Consider the following 20,133-nt stretch of genomic DNA (forward strand, 5'->3'; position numbering starts at 1 on the left):
ACGGCTTCCTTCGGGTTTTCGTATGAAAGGTGACGAACTGAGATCGGGGACGGAAATGAGCACAGCAACAAGCCCAGCCGCAAACCGCCTCTCCGTCCTGGACAATCTGCTCTGCGATACCTATCCCTGGGGCGAACTCAAGGGCATCAGGCGTTTTATCGTCGAGTTTCTGTATTTCGGCGTCAAGGAAGCCCGCGCCTGCATGTTCGCGGGCTTGTTCTTCGTCTCCATCTTCGTGGTGCCGCATGGCGGCGTGCTCGGCATTCCCCGTTATGACGTGCTGCTGATCATTGCGCTCGCCATCCAGTTCTTCATGATCTGGAGCAGGCTCGAAACGCTTGACGAGGCCAAGGCCATCCTGCTGTTCCATATCATCGGCTTCGCACTGGAAGTGTTCAAGACATCGAGCGCCATCCAGTCGTGGTCCTATCCGGATTTCGCCTATAGCAAAGTCCTCGGCGTGCCGCTGTTTTCCGGTTTCATGTATGCGGCCGTCGGCAGCTACATCATTCAGGCATGGCGATTGCTGGATGTACGCATTCGCCACTATCCCACCTACTGGATGGCGACCCTCATCGGCATCGCCATTTACGCCAACTTCTTCACCCATCACTTCATCGGCGATTACCGTTGGTACATCGCCGCCTGCGCCATCGGGCTCTACTCCCGCGCAACGGTGATCTTCCGCCCCTATGATCGGGATCGAAAGATGCCGCTACTTCTCGCCTTCATCCTGATCGGCTTTTTCGTCTGGCTGGCGGAAAATATCTCCACCTTCTTCGGCATCTGGAAATATCCCGATCAGCTCGGCGCCTGGTCCGTCGTGCATATCGGCAAATGGAGTTCATGGTCGCTGCTGGTCATCATGACTTTCACGATCGTCGCACACCTCAAGCACATCAAGGATCGTATTTACGTTCCGGAGTGAAGAGGGAGCCCAAGACGTTCTCAAATCTCTTGTCATAAATGTCATCGAGACACTTGCTACGACGATATGGTCGGAGAAACGATGAGCTTCTCTGCGAGAGAGGCAAGACGACATCATGAAGAAGAGCATTACACCCGCACCCGTATTCCTGAAATTTACAGGCTACATGATTCAAGACTTCGAAATGTTCGAAAGCTTGGATGGCGTCTTACTTTTAGGTTTGTATCACTTAACCAAAAAGGAGCGAAATGAGCTCAATACATTCCTGGCATCCCTGTTGCGCTCTGATATTTCAGATCGCTTGATCGGAGATCTTTGGAACACATCCAATGCTGAATTTGGTGCCGAAGGTAAGGGAATTAGATGGCTTCTCAACCGGACCGTTGAGTTGATCGAAGGTGACGACGGCACTGACGGTTACTATCTGCGTCGTTCATGACTATTCTTTGGGAAAATAAAAAAGCCGGGCAATCTCTCGCCCGGCTTTTTTAACTCATGACGCCTGAACGGCGTCAAACCTTATGCAGCTTCGGCAGCAGCAGCTTCAGCGGCAACGCGAGCCTTGTCGGCTGCGCCCTTGGCGTCAACGTCGCGCTCGACGAATTCGATGACGGCGAGAGCGGCATTGTCGCCCTGGCGGAAGCCGGCCTTCATGATACGCAGGTAGCCGCCGTTGCGGTTTGCGTAGCGGGCTGCGATCGCGTCGAACAGCTTGCGAACGGCGTCCTGATCCTTGATCTGCGAGATCGCCTGACGACGAGCGTGCAGGTCGCCGCGCTTGCCGAGGGTGACGAGCTTCTCAACGATCGGGCGAATTTCCTTCGCCTTCGGAAGCGTGGTTACGATCTGCTCATGGGTGATGAGCGAAGCAGCCATGTTGGCAAACATTGCCTTGCGGTGGCTGGCGGTTCTATTGAGCTTGCGGCCTGAATTACCGTGGCGCATTGCTATTCTCCTTCTTCGCAGGTTCCTTCTCTAAGGCCTGCCGTTTCCTGGCACATGCAGATGACTTATCTGCTGTTTGACGGGGAAAGGCAGTCTTTAAAGGGTCTGCCTTTTTGATTGTTAGTACTGGTCTTCGTAACGCTTTGCGAGATCTTCGATGTTCTCAGGCGGCCATGCCGGCACTTCCATGCCGAGGTGCAGACCCATGGAAGCGAGAACTTCCTTGATTTCGTTCAGCGACTTGCGACCGAAGTTCGGCGTGCGAAGCATTTCGGCTTCGGTCTTCTGGATCAGGTCGCCGATATAAACGATGTTGTCGTTCTTCAGGCAGTTTGCCGAACGAACGGACAGTTCGAGCTCGTCGACCTTCTTGAGAAGCGCCGGGTTGAACGCGAGTTCGGTAACCGATTCTTCTTCTGCTTCCTTCTGCGGCTCGTCGAAGTTGACGAAGACGCCGAGCTGGTCCTGAAGAATGCGAGCGGCGAAGGCAACGGCGTCTTCGCCGGAAACCGAACCGTTGGTCTCGATCGTCATGATCAGCTTGTCATAGTCGAGAACCTGGCCTTCACGGGTGTTTTCCACCTTGTAGGACACTTTCTTGACCGGAGAATAGAGGCTGTCCACCGGAATGAGGCCAATCGGGGCATCTTCCGCGCGGTTGCGCTCAGCCGGTACGTAACCCTTGCCGTTGTTGACGGTGAATTCCATGCGGATTTCAGCGCCATCGTCCAGCGTGCAGATCACGTGGTCGGGGTTCAGGATCTCGATATCGCCAACCGTCTGGATGTCACCAGCGGTCACGGCGCCCGGACCCTGCTTGCGCACGACCATGCGCTTGGAATCATCGCCGTCCATCTTGATGGCGATTTCCTTGATGTTGAGCACGATATCCGTCACATCTTCCCGAACGCCGGGGATGGAGGAGAATTCGTGCAGGACACCGTCGATCTGCACGGCCGTCACAGCGGCGCCACGCAGAGAAGACAACAGAACGCGACGCAGCGCGTTGCCGAGGGTAAGACCGAAACCACGCTCCAGCGGCTCGGCAACCAGCGTTGCCTTGGTGCGGCTGGACGAGGTGAACTCGACCTTGTTCGGCTTGATAAGTTCCTGCCAGTTCTTCTGAATCATCTTTAAACCTTCCGTTCGCCGCCACCATCCAATCGTGACGGACCGAGCATGAAAACACCGAGAGGAACCTAATTCAGCGGTTCATCAGTGGGTTCTTGAGCGCAAGTCCGCCGATCGAAATCGACGCGCACACGCCAGATACACGAAAATTCCGCCAGACCTGAGGTAAGGCGGAATTTCCGAACCACGGTCGCGTCAGACGCGGCGCTTCTTGCGCGGACGGCAACCGTTGTGCGGGATCGGCGTCACGTCGCGAATGGAAGTGATCATGAAACCGGCAGCCTGCAGGGCGCGAAGTGCCGATTCACGGCCGGAACCCGGACCGCAAACTTCAACTTCAAGCGACTTCATGCCGTGTTCCTGAGCCTTCTTCGCGCAATCTTCAGCAGCGATCTGGGCAGCGAACGGGGTCGACTTGCGCGAACCCTTGAAGCCCTTGGCACCAGCGGACGACCAGGCAATAGCGTTGCCCTGTGCGTCGGTGATGGTGATCATCGTGTTGTTGAAGGTCGAGTTGACGTGCGCGACGCCCGACGTGATGTTCTTACGTTCGCGACGGCGAATACGTGCGGCTTCCTTGGCCATTTTATACCTTTCATTGATCTCTTCACCGCCGTAACACCAGCGGCTACACCGGCGATCAACCCCATCGGAGCTTCACGCCAAACTCAGAAAGGCTGGCGCGGACTGCACCAGCCTCCCCTTTCCGGAGAACCGGAAAATTACTTCTTCTTACCAGCGATAGCCTTCGCCGGACCCTTGCGGGTGCGGGCGTTGGTGTGCGTGCGCTGACCGCGGACCGGAAGGCCACGACGGTGACGCAGGCCGCGGTAGCAACCGAGGTCCATCAGACGCTTGATGTTCATCGAGGTCTCACGACGCAGGTCGCCTTCGACCTGGTAGTCGCGGTCGATGGCTTCGCGGATCTGAAGAACTTCAGCATCCGTAAGCTGATGAACGCGCTTCTCAGCCGGAAGACCGACCTTGTCCATGATTTCCTGCGCGAATTTCGGACCGATCCCGTGAATGTAGGTCAGCGCAATAACAACGCGCTTCGCGGTCGGGATGTTGACGCCAGCGATACGTGCCACGTCTCTTCTCCTTGGTTCCAGTTGCCATCCGGCAAGTGGTGATTCCATTCGAGCGGCCGACAAGACCGCCAGTTCAAATTGGTGTCCGTGACAAGTCAAAACGACCGAACCCGGATCTCCCTTCCCTTAGGGAAATCCGCGCCAGTCGCTTGGGATGTCGCGAGTTGGCGCGGTGTTTAACGGAATCAGCGCAAAAAAGCAACCGGCTCCGCCAAGATTCTTTTACGATCCAAAGGATCAGCCGCCATGCGCAAGCGAGATATGGGCAAGAGCGCAACAGCCTCGCCCATCCGCTCCGTCAATCAGGCGGAAGCTTTCTCGAGAACGCGCTCGATAGCCTCGGTGACAGCATCGACGTCAGCCATGCCATCCAGCGTCACGAGCTCGCCCTGTTCGCTGTAATAGGCGGACAGCGGCGCGGTCTTCTCGCGATATTCCGTCAGGCGCTTGCGGAACGCTTCCGGATTGTCATCCGAGCGAACCGTACCGCCGGCGGCAATGGTTTCAGCCACGCGGTTTTCGATTCGGCGAATCAACGCCTCTTCGTCCACCTTGAGTTCGATGACGGCATCGAGGACCAGATTCTTCTTGCGCATGTTCTCGGCAAGCGCCTTGGCCTGCGGAACGGTGCGCGGATAGCCGTCGAGAATAAAGCCCTTGGCACAGTCAGGCGCTTCGATGCGTTCGGAAACGATCTGATTGACGATATCGTCGGAAACAAGCCCGCCGGCGTCCATAACGGCCTTGGCGCGTTTGCCGATTTCGGTGCCCGCGCTAACCGCAGCGCGAAGCATGTCACCGGTGGAAAGCTGCGGGATCCCGTACTTGTCCGTCAGCCGCTTGGCCTGGGTTCCCTTGCCCGCACCCGGCGGACCCAAAAATATCAGTCTCATCGTCCCCTCTTTCCTCCACGCAACTTCGACTTCTTGATCAGCCCTTCATACTGCTGCGCGATCAGGTGGCCCTGAATTTGCGCAACCGTGTCCAGAGTTACACTGACAACGATCAAAAGCGAAGTACCACCAAGGGCTAATGGAATGCCCGTGCGTGCGATAAGTGTCTCAGGAAGGATACAGACGAAGACAAGATAAATCGCGCCGACCACGGTGATGCGGGTCAGGACGTAATCGATGTACTCCGCGGTGCGCTCGCCCGGACGGATGCCCGGAATGAAGCCACCATGCTTCTTGAGGTTATCTGCGGTGTCCTTCGGATTGAAGACGATCGCCGTATAGAAAAACGCGAAGAACGCGATCAGCAGGCCGTAGAGCGCCATGAACAGCGGCTGTCCGTGCTGCAGCGACGCGATGATCGAAGTTGCCCAGCCCGGCAGATTGGTGTTTCCGGCAAAACCCGCAGCCGTTGCCGGCAGCAGCAGCAGCGACGATGCGAAGATCGCGGGAATGACGCCGGCCGTGTTGAGCTTCAGCGGCAGATGCGAGGTATCGCCCTGGAACATGCGATTGCCGACCTGTCGCTTCGGATATTGGATCAACAGGCGGCGCTGCGCGCGCTCCACGAAGACGATGAGCGCGATGACGCCGATTGCGACCACAACCACCGTCAGGATGAGCGGGGTGGAAAGCGCACCGGTACGGCCGAGTTCCAGCGTGCCGGCCAGCGCCTTGGGCAGGCCTGCGGCGATGCCCGCGAAGATGATCAGCGAAATACCGTTGCCGATACCGCGCGAGGTGATCTGCTCACCCAGCCACATCAGGAACATCGTGCCGCCGAGCAGCGTGATGACGGTGGAAATGCGGAAGAACCAGCCTGGATCGACCACGAGGCCGTTACCGCTTTCGAGGCCGACCGCAATGCCATAGGCCTGCAGCGTGCCGAGCAGCACCGTACCGTAGCGCGTATACTGGTTGATGATCTTGCGGCCGGCTTCGCCTTCCTTCTTCAACGCTTCGAGCGAGGGCACGACCGAGGTCATGAGCTGCACGATGATCGAAGCGGAGATGTAAGGCATGATGCCGAGCGCGAAGATCGCCATGCGCTCGACGGCGCCACCCGCAAACATGTTGAAAAGACCGAGAATACCGTTGGCCTGGCCACGGAAGGCCTGCGCATAGGCTTCGGGGTTCAGGCCCGGAAGCGGAATGTGGGTGCCGAGACGGTAGACGAGAAGTGCGGCAAGAGTAAACCAGAGACGCTTTTTCAGATCCTCCGCCTTAGCGAAGGTCGAAAAATTCAGGTTCGAAGCCAGTTGTTCCGCTGCTGAAGCCATAAATTTCTCCGAATGACCCTTGCCAGCCAGCGCAACCGGCCGATGCGGAAAGGTCTAAAAGATACTGGTCAAAACCGGGCTTCGGACAAACGCGGCTCTGAGCCGCCATCATGCCTCACCCTGTTTTTTATGTCCTATCCCCTCCCCTACGGAAGTTCAAGAACTGTGAGGCTCTCCCTGCAGCACTTTCTGCCGCAAGCGGGGCCGTGGAAGCACACCGCGAAGAGATTGCCCTGATGCTCTATAAATCGATTTAGATCGAAAGCACCATAGGCCAGGGAGCGCAAACGCCCGGAGCGACGAGCCCCGGGCGTCTGAAGTCTATATATTACTCGGCGGCTTCTGCTGCAACTGCGAGAAGCTTGATCGAACCGCCAGCCTTTTCGATCTTTTCGATTGCGGGCTTGGAAGCGCCGGCAACTTCGAAAGCGACCTTGGCCTTCAGCTCGCCGTCGGCGAGAATGCGTACGCCGTCCTTGGCGCGGCGGATAACGCCGGCAGCCTTGAGAGCAGCGGCATCGATCGTTGCGGAAGCGTCAAGCTTCTTGGCGTCGATGGCGGTCTGAATGCGGCCGAGCGATACGACAACATATTCGGAAGCGAAGATGTTGTTGAAACCGCGCTTCGGCAGACGACGGTAGATGGGCATCTGACCGCCTTCGAAACCGTTGATGGCGACGCCCGAACGAGCCTTCTGGCCCTTCACACCGCGACCACCGGTCTTGCCCTTGCCGGAACCGATACCGCGACCTACGCGGATACGGTCCTTGGAGGCGCCTTCGTTGTCTCTGATTTCATTGAGTTTCATGATAGGTTACTCCGTCTCACTTCTCGTCAACGACGCGAACGAGATGCTGGACCGCACGGATCATGCCGCGAACCGCCGGAGTGTCTTCCAGGGTGCGCTGACGATGCATCTTGTTGAGACCCAGGCCGATCAGCGTCTGGCGCTGGATTGCCGGGCGGCGAATGGGGCTGCCGATCTGTTCGACCGTAACAGTCTTCTTGGCTTCAGTAGTCTTCTTGGCCATGATCCAGCTCCTTATTCTTCAGAAGCGTTGCCGGAAGCGGCACGACGAGCCTGAAGGGTCGCATACTTCAGACCGCGCTGTGCAGCGATGTCCTTCGGATGAACCTGATGCTTCAGAGCGTCGAACGTAGCGCGAACCATGTTGTACGGGTTCGAAGAACCGGTCGACTTGGCAACAACGTCATGAACGCCGAGCGTTTCGAAAACGGCGCGCATCGGACCACCGGCGATGATACCGGTACCGGCCTTGGCCGAACGCAGCAGAACCTTGCCTGCGCCGTGACGGCCATTGACGTCGTGGTGCAGCGTGCGGCCATCGCGCAGCGGAACGAAGATCAGATCGCGCTTTGCGCTTTCGGTTGCCTTGCGGATCGCTTCCGGAACTTCACGAGCCTTGCCGTGACCGAAGCCAACGCGGCCCTTCTGGTCGCCAACGACGACGAGAGCGGCGAAGCCGAAGCGACGGCCACCCTTAACAACCTTTGCAACGCGGTTGATCGCGACCAGCTTGTCGACGAATTCGCTATCGCGCTCTTCGCGGTTCTGACGCTCTTCGCGGGAACCTCTTTTATCCTGTGCCATTGTCCTTGTCCTTTTTCTTTTGCGGGTGGAACGGCAAACGAAAAGACCAGCGGTCCCGATGAAGAGATCCGCATGGTCCGGTGAAATTCCGCCCGGATCGTTGTCCGGGCGGAAAAAAATCAGAAGTTCAGGCCGCCTTCGCGGGCAGCGTCTGCCAGAGCCTTGATGCGGCCGTGGTAGATGAACGCGCCACGGTCGAATACGACATCCTTGACGCCAGCCTTGACGCCACGCTCGGCAACCAGCTTGCCTACGACAGTTGCTGCTGCAACGTCGGCGCCGGTCTTGAGCGAGCCGCGCAGATCGGCTTCGAGCGTGGAGGCAGACGCAAGCGTCTTGCCAGCAACGTCATCGATGATCTGGGCGTAGATGTTCTTCGACGAGCGATGAACCGACAGGCGCGGGCGGCCGTTGGCAACCGCCTTGATCTGGCGGCGCACACGGCTCGCGCGACGTGCAAGTGCTTCTTTCCTGCTAGCCATTTCGCGTGATCCTTACTTCTTCTTGCCTTCTTTGCGGACAATACGCTCTTCAGCGTACTTCACGCCCTTGCCCTTGTAGGGCTCGGGACCGCGGTATTCGCGGATTTCCGCGGCTACCTGGCCAACCTGCTGCTTGTTGATGCCGGAAACGATGATTTCCGTCGGCTTCGGAACGGCAATGGTGATGCCGACCGGCGGCTCGTAAACAACATCGTGGGAGAAGCCGAGAGCCAGCTGCAGGTTCTTGCCCTGCATGGCGGCACGGTAACCGACGCCGTTGATTTCGAGCTTGCGCTCATAGCCGTCCTTAACACCCTTGAAGATGTTCTCGATCATCGTGCGGGACATGCCCCACTTCGAACGAGCTTCCTTGGTGCCGTTAGCCGGCGTTACGGAAACGCCATTATCTTCGAGCTTCAGCTGAATGTCGTCGTTTGCGACGAAAAACAGTTCACCCTTCGGGCCCTTAGCAGTAACCTTCTGGCCGTCGACATTGGCCGTCACACCTGCTGGAACCGGAACGGGCTTTTTACCGATACGAGACATTATTCAATCCTGTCTGTTCGTTATGGAGATCCTTGCTCGGGTCTTAGAAGACCGAGCAAAGAACCTCGCCACCAACGTTCTGTTCGCGAGCCTGGTGATCGGCCATCACGCCCTTCGGGGTCGAAAGGATGGTGATGCCGAGGCCGTTCGCGACCTGCGGAATGGACTTTACCGAGACATAAACCCGGCGGCCCGGCTTGGAAACGCGGCCGATCTCACGGATCACGGACGCGCCTTCGTAGTACTTCAGCTCGATCGTGAATTCGGACTTACCGTTTTCGAAATCGACCTTGGAATAACCGCGAATGTAGCCTTCAGCCTGCAGCACGTCGAGAACGCGTGCGCGGAGGCTGGAAGCCGGCGTGCTTACCGAAGACTTGCGGCGAGCAGCACCATTGCGGATGCGGGTGAGCATATCACCCAAAGGATCAGTCATGGTCATGTGCCCGTCTCCTTACCAGCTCGACTTGACAATGCCCGGCACCTTGCCGGAATTGCCCAGCTCACGAAGCGCGATACGCGACATCTTGAGCTTGCGATAGAACGCGCGCGGACGGCCCGTTACTTCGCAGCGGTTGCGGATACGCGTCTTCGAGCCGTCACGCGGCAGCGAAGCGAGCTTCAGAGTGGCCTTGAACCGGTCTTCGATTGGAAGGGACTGGTTCATCACGATCGCCTTCAGTGCGGCGCGCTTGGCGGCCTGCTGGGCGACCGACTTGCGGCGGCGCTTGTTCTTTTCAACTGCGCTTGTTTTCGCCATATCGGAGTTCCTTTTCTACGCTCGTCGTTACGGTTAGTGACGGAACGGGAAGTTGAACTCTGTCAGCAGAGCCCGAGCTTCGTCGTCCGACGTCGCCGTCGTGCAAACGATGATGTCCATGCCCCACATCTGATCAACCTTATCGTAGTTGATCTCAGGGAACACAATGTGTTCCTTGATGCCCATGGCGAAGTTGCCACGGCCGTCAAAGCTCTTCGGGTTCAGGCCCCGGAAGTCGCGAACGCGCGGAAGCGCGATGTTGACCAGACGATCAAGGAATTCGTACATGCGGGCGCCACGAAGGGTAACCTTCGCACCGATCGGCATGCCTTCGCGAACCTTGAAACCTGCGATCGAGTTGCGAGCGCGGGTAACGACCGGCTTCTGGCCGGCGATCGCAGCCAGGTCACCGGCAGCGATGGTGGGCTTCTTGGAGTCGGCAGTCGCCTCGCCAACACCCATGTTGATCACGATCTTTTCAAGCTTCGGGATCATCATCACGTTGGCGTAGGAGAACTTCTCCTGCATGGCGCCACGGATACGGGAAACGTATTCCGTCTTGAGACGCGGCTCGTACTTATCAGCCATCGATCACTTCTCCCGAACGCTTGGCCACGCGGACCTTCTTGCCATCCACAACCGAGAAGCCAACGCGGGTCGGCTTGCCATCCTTGTCGACGATGGCGATGTTGGAGATGTGCAAGGATGCTTCCTTGTTGATGATGCCGGCTTCCTGGGCCTGGGTCTGGCGCTGGTGACGCTTCACCATGTTAACGCCACGCACAACGGCCCGATCTTCCTTCGGCAAAACCTGGATTACTTCGCCGGTACGACCCTTGTCCTTACCGGTCAATACGACAACCTTGTCGCCTTTACGAATCTTCTGCATCGCATTCGCTCCTTACAGTACTTCCGGAGCCAGCGAGATGATCTTCATGTGGTTCTTGGCGCGAAGTTCGCGCGGAACCGGTCCGAAGATACGGGTGCCGATGGGCTCTTTCTTGTTGTCGATAAGAACGGCTGCGTTGTTATCGAAACGGATGACGCTGCCGTCAGCGCGGCGGATGTCCTTGGCGGTGCGCACGACAACCGCCTTCATCACGTCGCCCTTCTTGACGCGGCCGCGCGGAATAGCTTCCTTGATGGAAACGACAATAATGTCGCCAACAGAAGCATATTTGCGCTTCGAGCCGCCCAGCACCTTGATGCACATGACACGACGTGCGCCGGAATTATCCGCCACGTCGAGGTTTGTTTGCATCTGAATCATGTCAGGTCGCCTTCTTGTTGTTACCGGAACGGTTGGGCAAACTCTCCCGAGTAAGCCCCCTGCCCCAGCTTATGAATATCTCTTTTTTTGCGCGGAAATGTCGTGACAGGGTGGTTTCCCGAAGGACCTTCCGTGCGCATCAAAGCAAAAGACGCTCGATTCACGAGCGTCCTTGCGGTGCTTCATACAGGAATTCGCGCCAAGTGCAAGACACCTGGCGCGATTCTGATGAAATTAAGCCTGGGCGGAAACGACCGTCCAGCGCTTGTCCTTGGAGATCGGTGCGCATTCCTCGATGGAAACGACATCGCCGACCTTATACTGATTGTTTTCGTCGTGTGCCTTGTACTTCTTCGAACGACGAACGGTCTTCTGAAGCAGCGGGTGAGCGAATCGGCGCTCAACCCGGACTACGACAGTCTTCTCGTTCTTGTCGGACACTACGACGCCCTGCAGAATGCGTTTCGGCATATTATTCTTCCTTAGGCCTTGGCTTCTGCCGCCTTCTGGCGGGCAATGGTTTTAACGCGGGCGATATCCTTGCGGACTTCGTTGATGCGCGAGGACTTCTCCAGCTGACCAGTTGCCTTCTGGAAGCGCAGGTTGAACTGCTCCTTCTTCAGATCGGCGAGCTTGTCCTTGAGCTGGTCGGCGCTGAGGCCGCGAACTTCATCGGCTTTCATGTGCCTTGCTCCTTACTCTGCGATGCGCTGTACGAAGCGCGTCTTGACCGAGAGCTTGGCAGCGCCGAGACGAAGCGCCTCACGGGCGATCTCCTCGGACACACCGTCGATCTCGAACATCATACGACCGGGCTTGACCTTGCATGCCCAGTAATCGACCGAACCCTTGCCCTTACCCATACGAACTTCGGTCGGCTTTGCCGTTACCGGAACGTCGGGGAATACGCGGATCCACACGCGACCTGCGCGCTTCATGTAACGCGTGATCGCGCGGCGGGCCGCTTCGATCTCGCGTGCATTCACGCGGTTCGGTTCCTGCGACTTCAAGCCGAATTCACCGAATGCCAGGTCAAAGCCGCCCTTGGCGACGCCCTTGATGCGTCCCTTGAACTGCTTACGGTACTTAGTACGCTTTGGCTGCAACATTTTCTTACTTCTCCGAGCTTATCTTTCGCCAGCGTCAATCAAGCGTTTTCGCGACGACGATCGGGACGATCGCCACGCTCACGGCTTGCAGGGCCCTGTGCGTCGCCTTCGAGACCGCGACGCTCAGAAGCCATCGGATCGTGCTCAAGGATTTCGCCCTTGAAGATCCAGACCTTGATGCCGCAGATGCCGAATGCGGTTTCAGCTTCAGCCGTGCCGTAGTCGATGTCCGCACGCAGCGTGTGGAGCGGAACGCGACCTTCGCGGTACCATTCGGTACGAGCGATTTCTGCACCGCCGAGACGGCCGCCGCAGGTGATCTTGATGCCTTCGGCGCCAAGACGCATTGCGGACTGAACAGCACGCTTCATCGCACGGCGGAAAGCCACGCGGCGCTCGAGCTGCTGAGCGATCGACTGGGCAACCAGCGTCGCATCGATTTCCGGCTTGCGCACTTCAACGATGTTGAGGTGCGTTTCGGAGTTGGTCATTTCGGAAAGCTTCTTGCGAAGCTTCTCGATGTCCGCACCCTTCTTGCCGATGATCAGACCCGGACGAGCCGAGTGAATCGTGACGCGGCACTTCTTGTGCGGACGCTCGATGACGACCTTGGCGATACCGGCCTGCTTGAGTTCCTTGATCAGGTAAGCCCGGATCTTCAGGTCTTCATGCAGCAGCTTGCCGTATTCTGCGGTGTCAGCGTACCAGCGGCTATCCCAGGTACGGTTGATGCCGAGGCGGAAGCCGATCGGATTGATTTTCTGACCCATTATGCGGCCTCCCCTTTTTCCTCGACTTCACGAACAACGATCGTGAGGTGAGCGAACGGCTTTTCGATGCGGGAAGCACGACCACGGCCACGAGCGTGGAAACGCTTCATGGTGATGGACTTGCCAACATAGGCCTCGGCGACGACGAGAGCGTCGACGTCGAGGTCGTGGTTGTTTTCCGCATTGGCAATTGCAGATTCCAGCGTCTTCTTGACGGTGCCTGCAATGCGCTTGCGGGAGAATTCGAGCTCGGCGAGAGCGCGATCAACCTTCTTGCCACGGATAAGAGCGGCAACCAGGTTCAGTTTCTGGGGGCTGACGCGGAGCGTACGGGCAACGGCCTGAGCCTCGTTGTCCTTCAGCCGGCGTTCGGTCTTAGCCTTCGCCATGATTACTTCCTCTTTGCCTTCTTGTCCGCGCCGTGACCGTAATAGGTACGGGTCGGAGAGAATTCACCGAACTTGTGTCCGACCATGTCTTCGTTGACGGAGACGGGCACATGCTTGCTGCCGTTGTAGACGCCGAAGGTCAGACCAACGAACTGCGGCAGGATCGTGGAGCGACGGCTCCAGATCTTGATTACTTCGTTACGTCCGCTCTCGCGCACCTTCTCAGCCTTGGTGAGAAGATAGCCGTCAACAAACGGACCTTTCCATACTGAACGAGCCATTAGTGACTACCTCTCTTACTTCTTACGCTGATGGCGCGAGCGCATGATGAACTTGTCGGTCGACTTGTTCGAACGGGTGCGCTTGCCCTTCGTGGGCTTGCCCCACGGAGTAACCGGGTGGCGACCACCCGACGTGCGACCTTCACCACCACCGTGCGGGTGGTCGACCGGGTTCATGACGACGCCGCGAACGTGCGGACGCTTGCCGCGCCAACGGGAACGACCGGCCTTGCCGTCGTTGATGTTGGCGTGGTCCGAGTTCGAAACAGCACCGATCGATGCGAGGCAGGAGCCGTGCACCAGACGCTGTTCGCCCGAGTTGAGGCGCAGGATGGCCATGCCGGCATCGCGGCCGACGAGCTGGACATACGTACCGGCGGAGCGAGCGATCTGACCGCCCTTGCCCGGCTTCATCTCGACGTTGTGGATGATCGAACCGACCGGAATGTACTGAAGCGGCATGGTGTTGCCGGGCTTCACGTCCACTGCCTTGTCGGAGGCGATCACCTTGTCACCGGCAGCGAGACGCTGTGGCGCGAGAATGTAAGCCTGTTCGCCGTCGGTATACGTAACCAGCGCGATGAACGCGGTGCGGTTGGGGTCGTATTCCAGACGCTCAACGGTGCCTTCTACGTCGAACTTGCGACGCTTGAAGTCAACCAGACGGTAGGTCCGCTTGTGACCGCCACCCTGGAAACGGACGGTGATCCGGCCCTGGTTGTTACGGCCACCCTTGGAGCTGAGGCCCTGGGTGAGAGCCTTTACCGGCTTGCCCTTGTAGAGCGAAGCGCGGTCCACGATAACCAGCTGGCGCTGGCTCGGCGTGGTCGGATTGAAACTTTTCAATGCCATTTTCTTGTTCCCTTTTGGGTCTTTGCCCGCTTGGGCCTAACCTTTAGAGTCCGGTGGACACGTCGATGGATTGACCTTCGGCGAGCGTGACGACGGCTTTCTTGACGTCCTTCAGCTTACCCGCGAATCCACGGAAACGACGGGTCTTACCCTTGCGGATAAGCGTGTTCACAGCCGTGACTTTGACGCCGAAGAGAGCTTCCACGGCAGCCTTGATTTCAGGCTTGGAAGCGTTCTTGGCGACGTTGAATACGACCTGGTTCTGTTCGGATACCAGCGTCGACTTTTCCGTGATCGAAGGAGATACGATCACATCGTAGTGGCGAAGATCCGTCATTTGAACCGCTCCTCCAGAGCCTCTACAGCAGCCTTGGAAAGCACCAGCTTGCCACGGCGCAGGATGTCGTAAACATTGATGCCCTGAACCGGCAGAACGTCCACGTTCGGGATGTTCTGAGCAGCGAGCTTGAAGTTGCCATCAAGCTCAGTGCCGCCGATAACGAGAGCGTTGGTCAGGCCAAGCGAAGCGAAGCTGCCCAGCAGAGCCTTGGTCTTTGCTTCGGACGCGACGAGCTGATCGACGATGATCAGTTCTTCAGCCTTCAGCTTTGCAGACAGGGCGTGACGCAGAGCGAGCGCGCGAACCTTCTTCGGAAGGTCGTGTGCATGGCTGCGAACGACCGGGCCGTGGGCCTTGCCGCCGCCGCGGAACTGCGGTGCGCGAGCCGAATGGTGACGAGCGCGGCCCGTACCCTTCTGCTTGTACATCTTCGCGCCGGTGCGGGAAACTTCCGACCGGTTCTTGGACTTGTGGGTTCCCTGCTGCTTCTTTGCAAGCTGCCAGCGAACCATGCGGGCCAGGATGTCCTGGCGGGGGTCGAGGCCGAAGATCTCATCCGACAGAGAAACCTTGCCGGCGTCTTTTCCCTCGAGGGTCTTGACGTTCAATTCCATGATAAGGCTCCCTTACTTCGCAGCCGACTTGACGGCGTCGCGGACGATGATCCAGGAACCCTTCGAGCCGGGAACTGCACCCTTCACGAGGATGAGGCCACGGTCTTCATCGGTCGAAACGACTTCGAGGTTCTGGGTCGTAACGCGCGTCTGGCCCATATGACCAGCCATGCGCTTGCCCTTCCAGACGCGGCCCGGATCCTGGTTGTTACCGGTCGAACCGTGTGCACGGTGCGATACGGAGTTACCGTGCGAAGCGCGGCCACCACCGAAGTTGTGACGCTTCATAGCACCGGCAAAACCTTTACCGATCGTGGTTCCAGTGACGTCGACCAGCTGGCCGGACTGAAAATGATTTGCGGTCAGTGTTGCACCGATGTCGATCAGGTTCTCGGGGGAAACCCGGAACTCGACGAGCTTGGCTTTCGGTTCGACATTGGCAGCGGCAAAATGACCGCGAAGCGCCTTCGTCGTGTTCTTGACCTTGGACTGGCCGGCACCGAGCTGAACTGCGGTATAGCCATTCTTGTCTTCCGTGCGCTGGGCAACGACTTGTACGTTATCCAGTCGCAATACTGTTACGGGGATATGTTCACCTGCGTCGTTATAGACGCGTGTCATACCCACTTTCTGTGCAATCACACCTGAACGCATTGGTTCATCCTCTTGCGAGCCTTGAAGGGAAAACCCTCTCTGGCCTTTGTTAAGGAGTGCCCTTCGACATCTCACGATGTTTCCGGTCTCCGGTTTGGAAGTCGTTGGATTACTCCACGTACCTTCCTTGTTATTTCAGCCCTCACCTTGGATGGATCGGGCCGGGTCTTAGAGCTTGATTTCCACGTCAACGCCAGCAGCGAGGTCGAGCTTCATCAGAGCATCGACAGTCTGCGGGGTGGGGTCAACGATATCGAGAAGACGCTTGTGCGTCCGCATTTCGAACTGTTCACGGCTCTTCTTATCAACGTGAGGAGAGCGGTTGACGGTAAACTTTTCGATGCGGGTGGGGAGCGGAACCGGGCCGCGAACGCTGGCGCCGGTGCGCTTTGCGGTCGACACGATTTCACGGGTAGAGGCATCGAGGATCCGGTGATCGAACGCCTTGAGGCGGATACGGATATTCTGGCCGTTCATTCGTCTTGTCCTTGTTCTTTGTTATTCGTTTCCGCACGCGGAAACACATGAACTTCTATTGATCGTGGCGCCGCAGATTTTCAAAAATCGAGAGAAATGCGCTGTCGCATCCCAATCATTTCAGTTGTCTGTATTGCTAAAACACCGCGTTTCGCAATCGCTTGCGAATCCAGCGGTGAGTGTGAGTGCGCGTTTACGCGCTTTCACCGAATTTTTCAAGCACTAAAAATGCAACGCCGCCAGGCTTTTTACCAAAAGTCCGGCGGCGGTGTTGTTCACACCGCCGCCAGTCAGAATTTCAAAGGTCGAAATTACTCGACGATCGAAGCGACGATGCCTGCGCCGACGGTACGGCCGCCTTCGCGGATAGCGAAGCGCAGCTTTTCTTCCATCGCGATCGGAACGATCAGCTCGACGTCAACGGTCACGTTGTCGCCAGGCATAACCATTTCCGTGCCTTCCGGAAGCGTAACGATGCCCGTTACGTCCGTCGTGCGGAAGTAGAACTGCGGACGGTAGTTCGTGAAGAACGGCGTATGACGGCCGCCTTCTTCCTTCGTCAGGATGTAGGCTTCGGCCTTGAACTTCTTGTGCGGCTTAACCGAACCCGGCTTGCACAGGATCTGACCACGCTCGACGCCGTCACGGTTAACACCGCGAACCAGTGCGCCGATGTTGTCGCCGGCCTGGCCCTGGTCGAGCAGCTTGCGGAACATTTCAACGCCGGTAACCGTCGTCTTCGAGGTCGGACGGATGCCGACGATTTCGACTTCTTCGCCAACCTTGACGATACCGCGCTCAACGCGACCCGTCACAACCGTACCACGGCCAGAGATCGAGAACACGTCTTCGATCGGCATCAGGAACGGCTGGTCGATCGGACGCTCAGGCGTCGGGATGTAGGCGTCAACCGCAGCCATCAGCTCGCGGATCGCGTCTTCACCGATCTTCTTGTCGCTGTCTTCAAGAGCAGCAAGGGCCGAACCCTTGATGATCGGGATATCGTCGCCCGGGAAATCGTAGGACGACAGAAGTTCGCGAACTTCAAGCTCGACGAGCTCGAGAAGCTCGGCGTCGTCAACCTGGTCGACCTTGTTGAGGAACACGACGATCGCCGGAACGCCAACCTGACGGGCAAGCAGGATGTGCTCGCGGGTCTGCGGCATCGGGCCGTCGGCAGCCGAGCAAACCAGGATCGCGCCGTCCATCTGGGCAGCACCGGTGATCATGTTCTTCACGTAGTCGGCGTGGCCGGGGCAGTCGACGTGCGCGTAGTGACGGGCAGGCGTTTCGTATTCAACGTGCGCCGTCGAAATCGTGATACCACGGGCCTTTTCTTCAGGCGCGGCGTCGATCTGGTCATACGCCTTGAATTCGCCGAAGAACTTCGTGATCGCTGCCGTCAGCGACGTCTTGCCATGGTCAACGTGACCGATCGTGCCAATGTTGACGTGCGGCTTATTGCGCTCAAACTTGCTCTTTGCCATTAGTGGCTCTCCATTCTTGTCCCTTGACGGGAATAATCTTCAAAATTCGGTGGGGCGTACCCCGATCACTTCTGACCGGAGTACTTAGCCTGGATTTCCTGCGCCACGTTCGACGGAACCGGCGAATAGTGGTCGAACGTCATCGAGTACTGTGCACGGCCCTGCGACATGGAGCGCAGGTTGTCGACGTACTTGAACATGTTCGCGAGCGGAACATGCGCGTTGATGACGACGGCGATACCACGGCTTTCCTGGCCCTGGATCTGACCACGACGGGAGTTCAGGTCGCCGATAACGTCACCGACATAGTCTTCCGGCGTTACGACTTCGACCTTCATCATCGGCTCGAGAAGCTGTGCGCCAGCCTTCTTCGCTGCTTCACGGAAGCAGGCACGCGATGCGATTTCGAAGGCGAGAACCGACGAGTCAACATCGTGGAATGCACCGTCGACCAGCGTCGCCTTGACGCCGAGCATCGGGAAGCCAGCCAGCGGACCGGAAGACAGAACGCTTTCGATACCCTTCTGAACGCCCGGGATGTATTCCTTCGGAACAGCACCGCCGACGATCTTCGACTCGAACTTGAAGTCTTCGCCTTCGGGGTTCGGTTCGAAGATGATCTTCACGCGAGCGAACTGACCGGTACCACCGGACTGCTTCTTGTGCGTGTAGTCTTCTTCGTGCTGACGCGTGATGGTTTCGCGGTAGGCAACCTGCGGAGCGCCGACGGTTGCTTCAACCTTGAACTCGCGACGCATGCGGTCAACGAGAATGTCGAGGTGAAGTTCGCCCATGCCCGCGATGATCGTCTGACCGGATTCTTCATCCGTCTTGACGCGGAACGAAGGATCTTCAGCAGCCAGACGGTTGAGCGCGAGGCCCATCTTTTCCTGGTCGCCCTTGGTCTTCGGCTCGATCGCGATCTGGATGACCGGCTCGGGGAATTCCATGCGCTCGAGGATAACCGGCTTCAGCGGATCGCAGAGCGTATCGCCAGTGGTGGTTTCCTTGAGGCCAGCCAGAGCAACGATGTCGCCGGCAAAGGCTTCTTCGATGTCTTCACGGCTGTTGGAGTGCATCTGCAGCATACGGCCGACGCGCTCGCGCTTGTCCTTGACCGTGTTGATGACAGACGTACCCTTTTCGAGCTTGCCCGAGTAGATACGTGCGAAGGTCAGCGAACCGACGAAGGGGTCGTTCATGATCTTGAACGCGAGCATGGAAAGCGGCTCGCTGTCGTCGGCATGACGCTCGATTTCGGCTTCGGTCTTGAAGTCGATACCCTTGATCGCGGGAATGTCCAGCGGAGAAGGCAGGTAGTCGACAACAGCGTCGAGAAGCGGCTGAACGCCCTTGTTCTTGAACGCGGTACCGCAGAACATCGGGTGGAACTTCACGTCGATGGTGCCGCGGCGAACGAGCGCACGGATCTTGTCGTTGTCGGGCATGATGCCGTTCAGGTAGTCTTCCATCGCTTCTTCGTCGATCTCGACAACGGTCTCGATCAGCTTTTCGCGATATTCGTCAGCCTTGGCCTTCATGTCTTCCGGGATTTCGACGACGTCCCACTGAGCGCCGAGCGATTCGTCGCGCCAGATGAGTGCGTTCATCTCGATCAGGTCGATAACGCCCTTGAACTCGGTCTCAGCGCCGATCGGCAGCTGCATGACAACGGCGATGGCGCCGAGACGGGTCTTGATCATTTCCACCGAGCGGTAGAAATCAGCACCGGTCTTGTCCATCTTGTTGCAGAAGATCATGCGCGGAACATGATACTTCTCGGCCTGGCGCCAGACGGTTTCCGTCTGCGGCTCAACACCGGCGTTGGCGTCGAGCAGCGCGATGGCGCCGTCGAGAACGCGCAGCGAACGCTCGACTTCAATGGTGAAGTCGACGTGGCCGGGGGTGTCGATGATGTTGAAGCGGCGCATCTTGCCGTCGCGACCCTTCCAGAAGGTCGTGGTGGCAGCGGAGGTGATGGTGATACCACGCTCCTGCTCCTGCTCCATCCAGTCCATCGTGGCAGCGCCATCGTGAACTTCGCCGATCTTGTGCGACTTACCGGTGTAATAAAGGATACGCTCGGTGGTCGTCGTCTTGCCGGCGTCGATATGCGCCATGATACCGAAATTGCGGTAGTCTTCGATTTTATATTCGCGAGCCAT

31 protein-coding genes are annotated in these 20,133 nt (G+C 57.9%); 2 read left to right on the forward strand and 29 right to left on the reverse strand.

Annotated elements, in window-relative coordinates:
* The first annotated feature begins 55 nt into the window (after positions 1–55).
* Together CFBP4996_RS07920 and CFBP4996_RS07925 are read left to right on the forward strand one after the other, a co-directional pair.
* Positions 56–928, forward strand: a complete 873-nt coding sequence (locus CFBP4996_RS07920) for a DUF817 domain-containing protein (protein ID WP_080851578.1) — start codon at positions 56–58, stop codon at positions 926–928.
* A 115-nt stretch (positions 929–1,043) separates the two neighbouring features.
* On the forward strand, positions 1,044–1,367 hold the full coding sequence (locus tag CFBP4996_RS07925) for a hypothetical protein (RefSeq protein ID WP_080851576.1): 324 nt from the start codon (positions 1,044–1,046) through the stop codon (positions 1,365–1,367).
* Between the two features lie 80 nt (positions 1,368–1,447).
* On the opposite strand, the gene rplQ is transcribed toward CFBP4996_RS07925, so the two are convergent.
* From rplQ to fusA, 29 genes are all read right to left on the reverse strand, one after another.
* Positions 1,448–1,873, reverse strand: a complete 426-nt coding sequence (gene rplQ, locus CFBP4996_RS07930; RefSeq protein ID WP_003521014.1) for a 50S ribosomal protein L17 — start codon at positions 1,871–1,873, stop codon at positions 1,448–1,450.
* Between the two features lie 120 nt (positions 1,874–1,993).
* A complete protein-coding gene (locus CFBP4996_RS07935; RefSeq protein ID WP_003495228.1) occupies positions 1,994–3,004 on the reverse strand; it encodes a DNA-directed RNA polymerase subunit alpha in 1,011 nt (336 codons plus the stop codon).
* A 195-nt stretch (positions 3,005–3,199) separates the two neighbouring features.
* Complete coding sequence (rpsK, locus tag CFBP4996_RS07940) at positions 3,200–3,589, reverse strand: 30S ribosomal protein S11 (protein ID WP_003521013.1); 390 nt, start codon at positions 3,587–3,589, stop codon at positions 3,200–3,202.
* Between the two features lie 137 nt (positions 3,590–3,726).
* Positions 3,727–4,095 (reverse strand): 30S ribosomal protein S13, encoded by a 369-nt coding sequence (rpsM, locus tag CFBP4996_RS07945; protein WP_035263425.1) that lies wholly within the window; start codon positions 4,093–4,095, stop codon positions 3,727–3,729.
* Between the two features lie 302 nt (positions 4,096–4,397).
* Positions 4,398–4,988 carry an adenylate kinase gene (locus CFBP4996_RS07950; RefSeq protein WP_003521011.1) on the reverse strand — a complete coding sequence of 197 codons (591 nt, stop codon included), beginning with the start codon at positions 4,986–4,988 and terminating at the stop codon, positions 4,398–4,400.
* Positions 4,985–6,325, reverse strand: a complete 1,341-nt coding sequence (gene secY / locus CFBP4996_RS07955; protein WP_003521010.1) for a preprotein translocase subunit SecY — start codon at positions 6,323–6,325, stop codon at positions 4,985–4,987. Before secY ends, CFBP4996_RS07950 begins: the two co-directional genes overlap by 4 nt.
* A 328-nt stretch (positions 6,326–6,653) precedes the next feature.
* Positions 6,654–7,133 carry a 50S ribosomal protein L15 gene (rplO, locus tag CFBP4996_RS07960; protein ID WP_003521009.1) on the reverse strand — a complete coding sequence of 160 codons (480 nt, stop codon included), beginning with the start codon at positions 7,131–7,133 and terminating at the stop codon, positions 6,654–6,656.
* A gap of 16 nt (positions 7,134–7,149) precedes the next feature.
* On the reverse strand, positions 7,150–7,356 hold the full coding sequence (rpmD, locus tag CFBP4996_RS07965; RefSeq protein ID WP_020812287.1) for a 50S ribosomal protein L30: 207 nt from the start codon (positions 7,354–7,356) through the stop codon (positions 7,150–7,152).
* Positions 7,357–7,367: 11 nt separating this feature from the next.
* Positions 7,368–7,937, reverse strand: a complete 570-nt coding sequence (rpsE, locus tag CFBP4996_RS07970) for a 30S ribosomal protein S5 (protein WP_004442585.1) — start codon at positions 7,935–7,937, stop codon at positions 7,368–7,370.
* 119 nt (positions 7,938–8,056) lie between these two features.
* Positions 8,057–8,419: a 50S ribosomal protein L18 gene (gene rplR, locus CFBP4996_RS07975; RefSeq protein ID WP_003521008.1), complete on the reverse strand. Its 363-nt coding sequence runs from the start codon at positions 8,417–8,419 to the stop codon at positions 8,057–8,059.
* A gap of 12 nt (positions 8,420–8,431) precedes the next feature.
* On the reverse strand, positions 8,432–8,965 hold the full coding sequence (rplF, locus tag CFBP4996_RS07980; RefSeq protein WP_003495204.1) for a 50S ribosomal protein L6: 534 nt from the start codon (positions 8,963–8,965) through the stop codon (positions 8,432–8,434).
* 43 nt (positions 8,966–9,008) lie between these two features.
* Positions 9,009–9,407, reverse strand: a complete 399-nt coding sequence (gene rpsH / locus CFBP4996_RS07985; protein WP_003521007.1) for a 30S ribosomal protein S8 — start codon at positions 9,405–9,407, stop codon at positions 9,009–9,011.
* A gap of 12 nt (positions 9,408–9,419) precedes the next feature.
* Entirely contained in the window at positions 9,420–9,725 is a 306-nt protein-coding gene (rpsN, locus tag CFBP4996_RS07990; protein ID WP_003507785.1) for a 30S ribosomal protein S14, read from the reverse strand.
* 33 nt (positions 9,726–9,758) lie between these two features.
* Positions 9,759–10,313 (reverse strand): 50S ribosomal protein L5, encoded by a 555-nt coding sequence (rplE, locus tag CFBP4996_RS07995; protein WP_003495201.1) that lies wholly within the window; start codon positions 10,311–10,313, stop codon positions 9,759–9,761.
* Complete coding sequence (gene rplX, locus CFBP4996_RS08000) at positions 10,306–10,614, reverse strand: 50S ribosomal protein L24 (protein WP_003521006.1); 309 nt, start codon at positions 10,612–10,614, stop codon at positions 10,306–10,308. Before rplX ends, rplE begins: the two co-directional genes overlap by 8 nt.
* Before the next feature lie 12 nt (positions 10,615–10,626).
* A complete protein-coding gene (gene rplN, locus CFBP4996_RS08005) occupies positions 10,627–10,995 on the reverse strand; it encodes a 50S ribosomal protein L14 (RefSeq protein ID WP_003495199.1) in 369 nt (122 codons plus the stop codon).
* Positions 10,996–11,229: 234 nt separating this feature from the next.
* On the reverse strand, positions 11,230–11,466 hold the full coding sequence (rpsQ, locus tag CFBP4996_RS08010; protein ID WP_003495195.1) for a 30S ribosomal protein S17: 237 nt from the start codon (positions 11,464–11,466) through the stop codon (positions 11,230–11,232).
* Between the two features lie 11 nt (positions 11,467–11,477).
* A complete protein-coding gene (rpmC, locus tag CFBP4996_RS08015) occupies positions 11,478–11,678 on the reverse strand; it encodes a 50S ribosomal protein L29 (protein ID WP_003495193.1) in 201 nt (66 codons plus the stop codon).
* A 12-nt stretch (positions 11,679–11,690) separates the two neighbouring features.
* On the reverse strand, positions 11,691–12,104 hold the full coding sequence (gene rplP / locus CFBP4996_RS08020; protein WP_003495190.1) for a 50S ribosomal protein L16: 414 nt from the start codon (positions 12,102–12,104) through the stop codon (positions 11,691–11,693).
* A gap of 38 nt (positions 12,105–12,142) precedes the next feature.
* Positions 12,143–12,874, reverse strand: a complete 732-nt coding sequence (gene rpsC / locus CFBP4996_RS08025) for a 30S ribosomal protein S3 (RefSeq protein WP_003495188.1) — start codon at positions 12,872–12,874, stop codon at positions 12,143–12,145.
* On the reverse strand, positions 12,874–13,263 hold the full coding sequence (rplV, locus tag CFBP4996_RS08030) for a 50S ribosomal protein L22 (RefSeq protein ID WP_003521005.1): 390 nt from the start codon (positions 13,261–13,263) through the stop codon (positions 12,874–12,876). The genes rpsC and rplV overlap by 1 nt, the downstream gene beginning before the upstream one ends.
* Positions 13,264–13,265: 2 nt before the next feature.
* Positions 13,266–13,544: a 30S ribosomal protein S19 gene (gene rpsS / locus CFBP4996_RS08035; protein WP_003507772.1), complete on the reverse strand. Its 279-nt coding sequence runs from the start codon at positions 13,542–13,544 to the stop codon at positions 13,266–13,268.
* Positions 13,545–13,559: 15 nt separating this feature from the next.
* Positions 13,560–14,396 (reverse strand): 50S ribosomal protein L2, encoded by an 837-nt coding sequence (rplB, locus tag CFBP4996_RS08040; protein WP_003521004.1) that lies wholly within the window; start codon positions 14,394–14,396, stop codon positions 13,560–13,562.
* A 43-nt stretch (positions 14,397–14,439) separates the two neighbouring features.
* A complete protein-coding gene (locus tag CFBP4996_RS08045) occupies positions 14,440–14,733 on the reverse strand; it encodes a 50S ribosomal protein L23 (RefSeq protein WP_003521003.1) in 294 nt (97 codons plus the stop codon).
* The gene (gene rplD, locus CFBP4996_RS08050) at positions 14,730–15,350 is read right to left on the reverse strand and encodes a 50S ribosomal protein L4 (RefSeq protein ID WP_080851574.1); all 621 of its coding nucleotides are present in this window, start codon (positions 15,348–15,350) and stop codon (positions 14,730–14,732) included. Before rplD ends, CFBP4996_RS08045 begins: the two co-directional genes overlap by 4 nt.
* Positions 15,351–15,362: 12 nt before the next feature.
* Positions 15,363–16,004: a 50S ribosomal protein L3 gene (rplC, locus tag CFBP4996_RS08055; protein WP_003507769.1), complete on the reverse strand. Its 642-nt coding sequence runs from the start codon at positions 16,002–16,004 to the stop codon at positions 15,363–15,365.
* 168 nt (positions 16,005–16,172) lie between these two features.
* A complete protein-coding gene (rpsJ, locus tag CFBP4996_RS08060) occupies positions 16,173–16,481 on the reverse strand; it encodes a 30S ribosomal protein S10 (protein WP_003507767.1) in 309 nt (102 codons plus the stop codon).
* Positions 16,482–16,792: 311 nt separating this feature from the next.
* Positions 16,793–17,968 carry an elongation factor Tu gene (gene tuf, locus CFBP4996_RS08065; RefSeq protein WP_003525183.1) on the reverse strand — a complete coding sequence of 392 codons (1,176 nt, stop codon included), beginning with the start codon at positions 17,966–17,968 and terminating at the stop codon, positions 16,793–16,795.
* 65 nt (positions 17,969–18,033) lie between these two features.
* Positions 18,034–20,133, reverse strand: coding sequence for an elongation factor G (fusA, locus tag CFBP4996_RS08070; protein ID WP_003523732.1), 2,100 nt, complete (start codon positions 20,131–20,133; stop codon positions 18,034–18,036).

Origin of the sequence: Agrobacterium leguminum, from assembly GCF_005144435.2 — a bacterium.
GTDB classification, from domain to species: Bacteria; Pseudomonadota; Alphaproteobacteria; order Rhizobiales; family Rhizobiaceae; genus Agrobacterium; species Agrobacterium leguminum.

What these genes read in the sequence shown, in the direction of transcription:
- CFBP4996_RS07920 (WP_080851578.1), top strand. Translation starts at nt 56, where the DNA reads ATGAGCACAGCAACAAGCCCAGCCGCAAACCGCCTCTCCGTCCTGGAC.
- CFBP4996_RS07925 (WP_080851576.1), top strand. Translation starts at nt 1,044, where the DNA reads ATGAAGAAGAGCATTACACCCGCACCCGTATTCCTGAAATTTACAGGC.
- rplQ (WP_003521014.1), bottom strand. Translation starts at nt 1,873, where the DNA reads ATGCGCCACGGTAATTCAGGCCGCAAGCTCAATAGAACCGCCAGCCAC.
- CFBP4996_RS07935 (WP_003495228.1), bottom strand. Translation starts at nt 3,004, where the DNA reads ATGATTCAGAAGAACTGGCAGGAACTTATCAAGCCGAACAAGGTCGAG.
- rpsK (WP_003521013.1), bottom strand. Translation starts at nt 3,589, where the DNA reads ATGGCCAAGGAAGCCGCACGTATTCGCCGTCGCGAACGTAAGAACATC.
- CFBP4996_RS07950 (WP_003521011.1), bottom strand. Translation starts at nt 4,988, where the DNA reads ATGAGACTGATATTTTTGGGTCCGCCGGGTGCGGGCAAGGGAACCCAG.
- secY (WP_003521010.1), bottom strand. Translation starts at nt 6,325, where the DNA reads ATGGCTTCAGCAGCGGAACAACTGGCTTCGAACCTGAATTTTTCGACC.
- rplO (WP_003521009.1), bottom strand. Translation starts at nt 7,133, where the DNA reads ATGAAACTCAATGAAATCAGAGACAACGAAGGCGCCTCCAAGGACCGT.
- rpmD (WP_020812287.1), bottom strand. Translation starts at nt 7,356, where the DNA reads ATGGCCAAGAAGACTACTGAAGCCAAGAAGACTGTTACGGTCGAACAG.
- rpsE (WP_004442585.1), bottom strand. Translation starts at nt 7,937, where the DNA reads ATGGCACAGGATAAAAGAGGTTCCCGCGAAGAGCGTCAGAACCGCGAA.
- rplR (WP_003521008.1), bottom strand. Translation starts at nt 8,419, where the DNA reads ATGGCTAGCAGGAAAGAAGCACTTGCACGTCGCGCGAGCCGTGTGCGC.
- rplF (WP_003495204.1), bottom strand. Translation starts at nt 8,965, where the DNA reads ATGTCTCGTATCGGTAAAAAGCCCGTTCCGGTTCCAGCAGGTGTGACG.
- rpsH (WP_003521007.1), bottom strand. Translation starts at nt 9,407, where the DNA reads ATGACCATGACTGATCCTTTGGGTGATATGCTCACCCGCATCCGCAAT.
- rpsN (WP_003507785.1), bottom strand. Translation starts at nt 9,725, where the DNA reads ATGGCGAAAACAAGCGCAGTTGAAAAGAACAAGCGCCGCCGCAAGTCG.
- rplE (WP_003495201.1), bottom strand. Translation starts at nt 10,313, where the DNA reads ATGGCTGATAAGTACGAGCCGCGTCTCAAGACGGAATACGTTTCCCGT.
- rplX (WP_003521006.1), bottom strand. Translation starts at nt 10,614, where the DNA reads ATGCAGAAGATTCGTAAAGGCGACAAGGTTGTCGTATTGACCGGTAAG.
- rplN (WP_003495199.1), bottom strand. Translation starts at nt 10,995, where the DNA reads ATGATTCAGATGCAAACAAACCTCGACGTGGCGGATAATTCCGGCGCA.
- rpsQ (WP_003495195.1), bottom strand. Translation starts at nt 11,466, where the DNA reads ATGCCGAAACGCATTCTGCAGGGCGTCGTAGTGTCCGACAAGAACGAG.
- rpmC (WP_003495193.1), bottom strand. Translation starts at nt 11,678, where the DNA reads ATGAAAGCCGATGAAGTTCGCGGCCTCAGCGCCGACCAGCTCAAGGAC.
- rplP (WP_003495190.1), bottom strand. Translation starts at nt 12,104, where the DNA reads ATGTTGCAGCCAAAGCGTACTAAGTACCGTAAGCAGTTCAAGGGACGC.
- rpsC (WP_003495188.1), bottom strand. Translation starts at nt 12,874, where the DNA reads ATGGGTCAGAAAATCAATCCGATCGGCTTCCGCCTCGGCATCAACCGT.
- rplV (WP_003521005.1), bottom strand. Translation starts at nt 13,263, where the DNA reads ATGGCGAAGGCTAAGACCGAACGCCGGCTGAAGGACAACGAGGCTCAG.
- rpsS (WP_003507772.1), bottom strand. Translation starts at nt 13,544, where the DNA reads ATGGCTCGTTCAGTATGGAAAGGTCCGTTTGTTGACGGCTATCTTCTC.
- rplB (WP_003521004.1), bottom strand. Translation starts at nt 14,396, where the DNA reads ATGGCATTGAAAAGTTTCAATCCGACCACGCCGAGCCAGCGCCAGCTG.
- CFBP4996_RS08045 (WP_003521003.1), bottom strand. Translation starts at nt 14,733, where the DNA reads ATGACGGATCTTCGCCACTACGATGTGATCGTATCTCCTTCGATCACG.
- rplD (WP_080851574.1), bottom strand. Translation starts at nt 15,350, where the DNA reads ATGGAATTGAACGTCAAGACCCTCGAGGGAAAAGACGCCGGCAAGGTT.
- rplC (WP_003507769.1), bottom strand. Translation starts at nt 16,004, where the DNA reads ATGCGTTCAGGTGTGATTGCACAGAAAGTGGGTATGACACGCGTCTAT.
- rpsJ (WP_003507767.1), bottom strand. Translation starts at nt 16,481, where the DNA reads ATGAACGGCCAGAATATCCGTATCCGCCTCAAGGCGTTCGATCACCGG.
- tuf (WP_003525183.1), bottom strand. Translation starts at nt 17,968, where the DNA reads ATGGCAAAGAGCAAGTTTGAGCGCAATAAGCCGCACGTCAACATTGGC.
- fusA (WP_003523732.1), bottom strand. Translation starts at nt 20,133, where the DNA reads ATGGCTCGCGAATATAAAATCGAAGACTACCGCAATTTCGGTATCATG.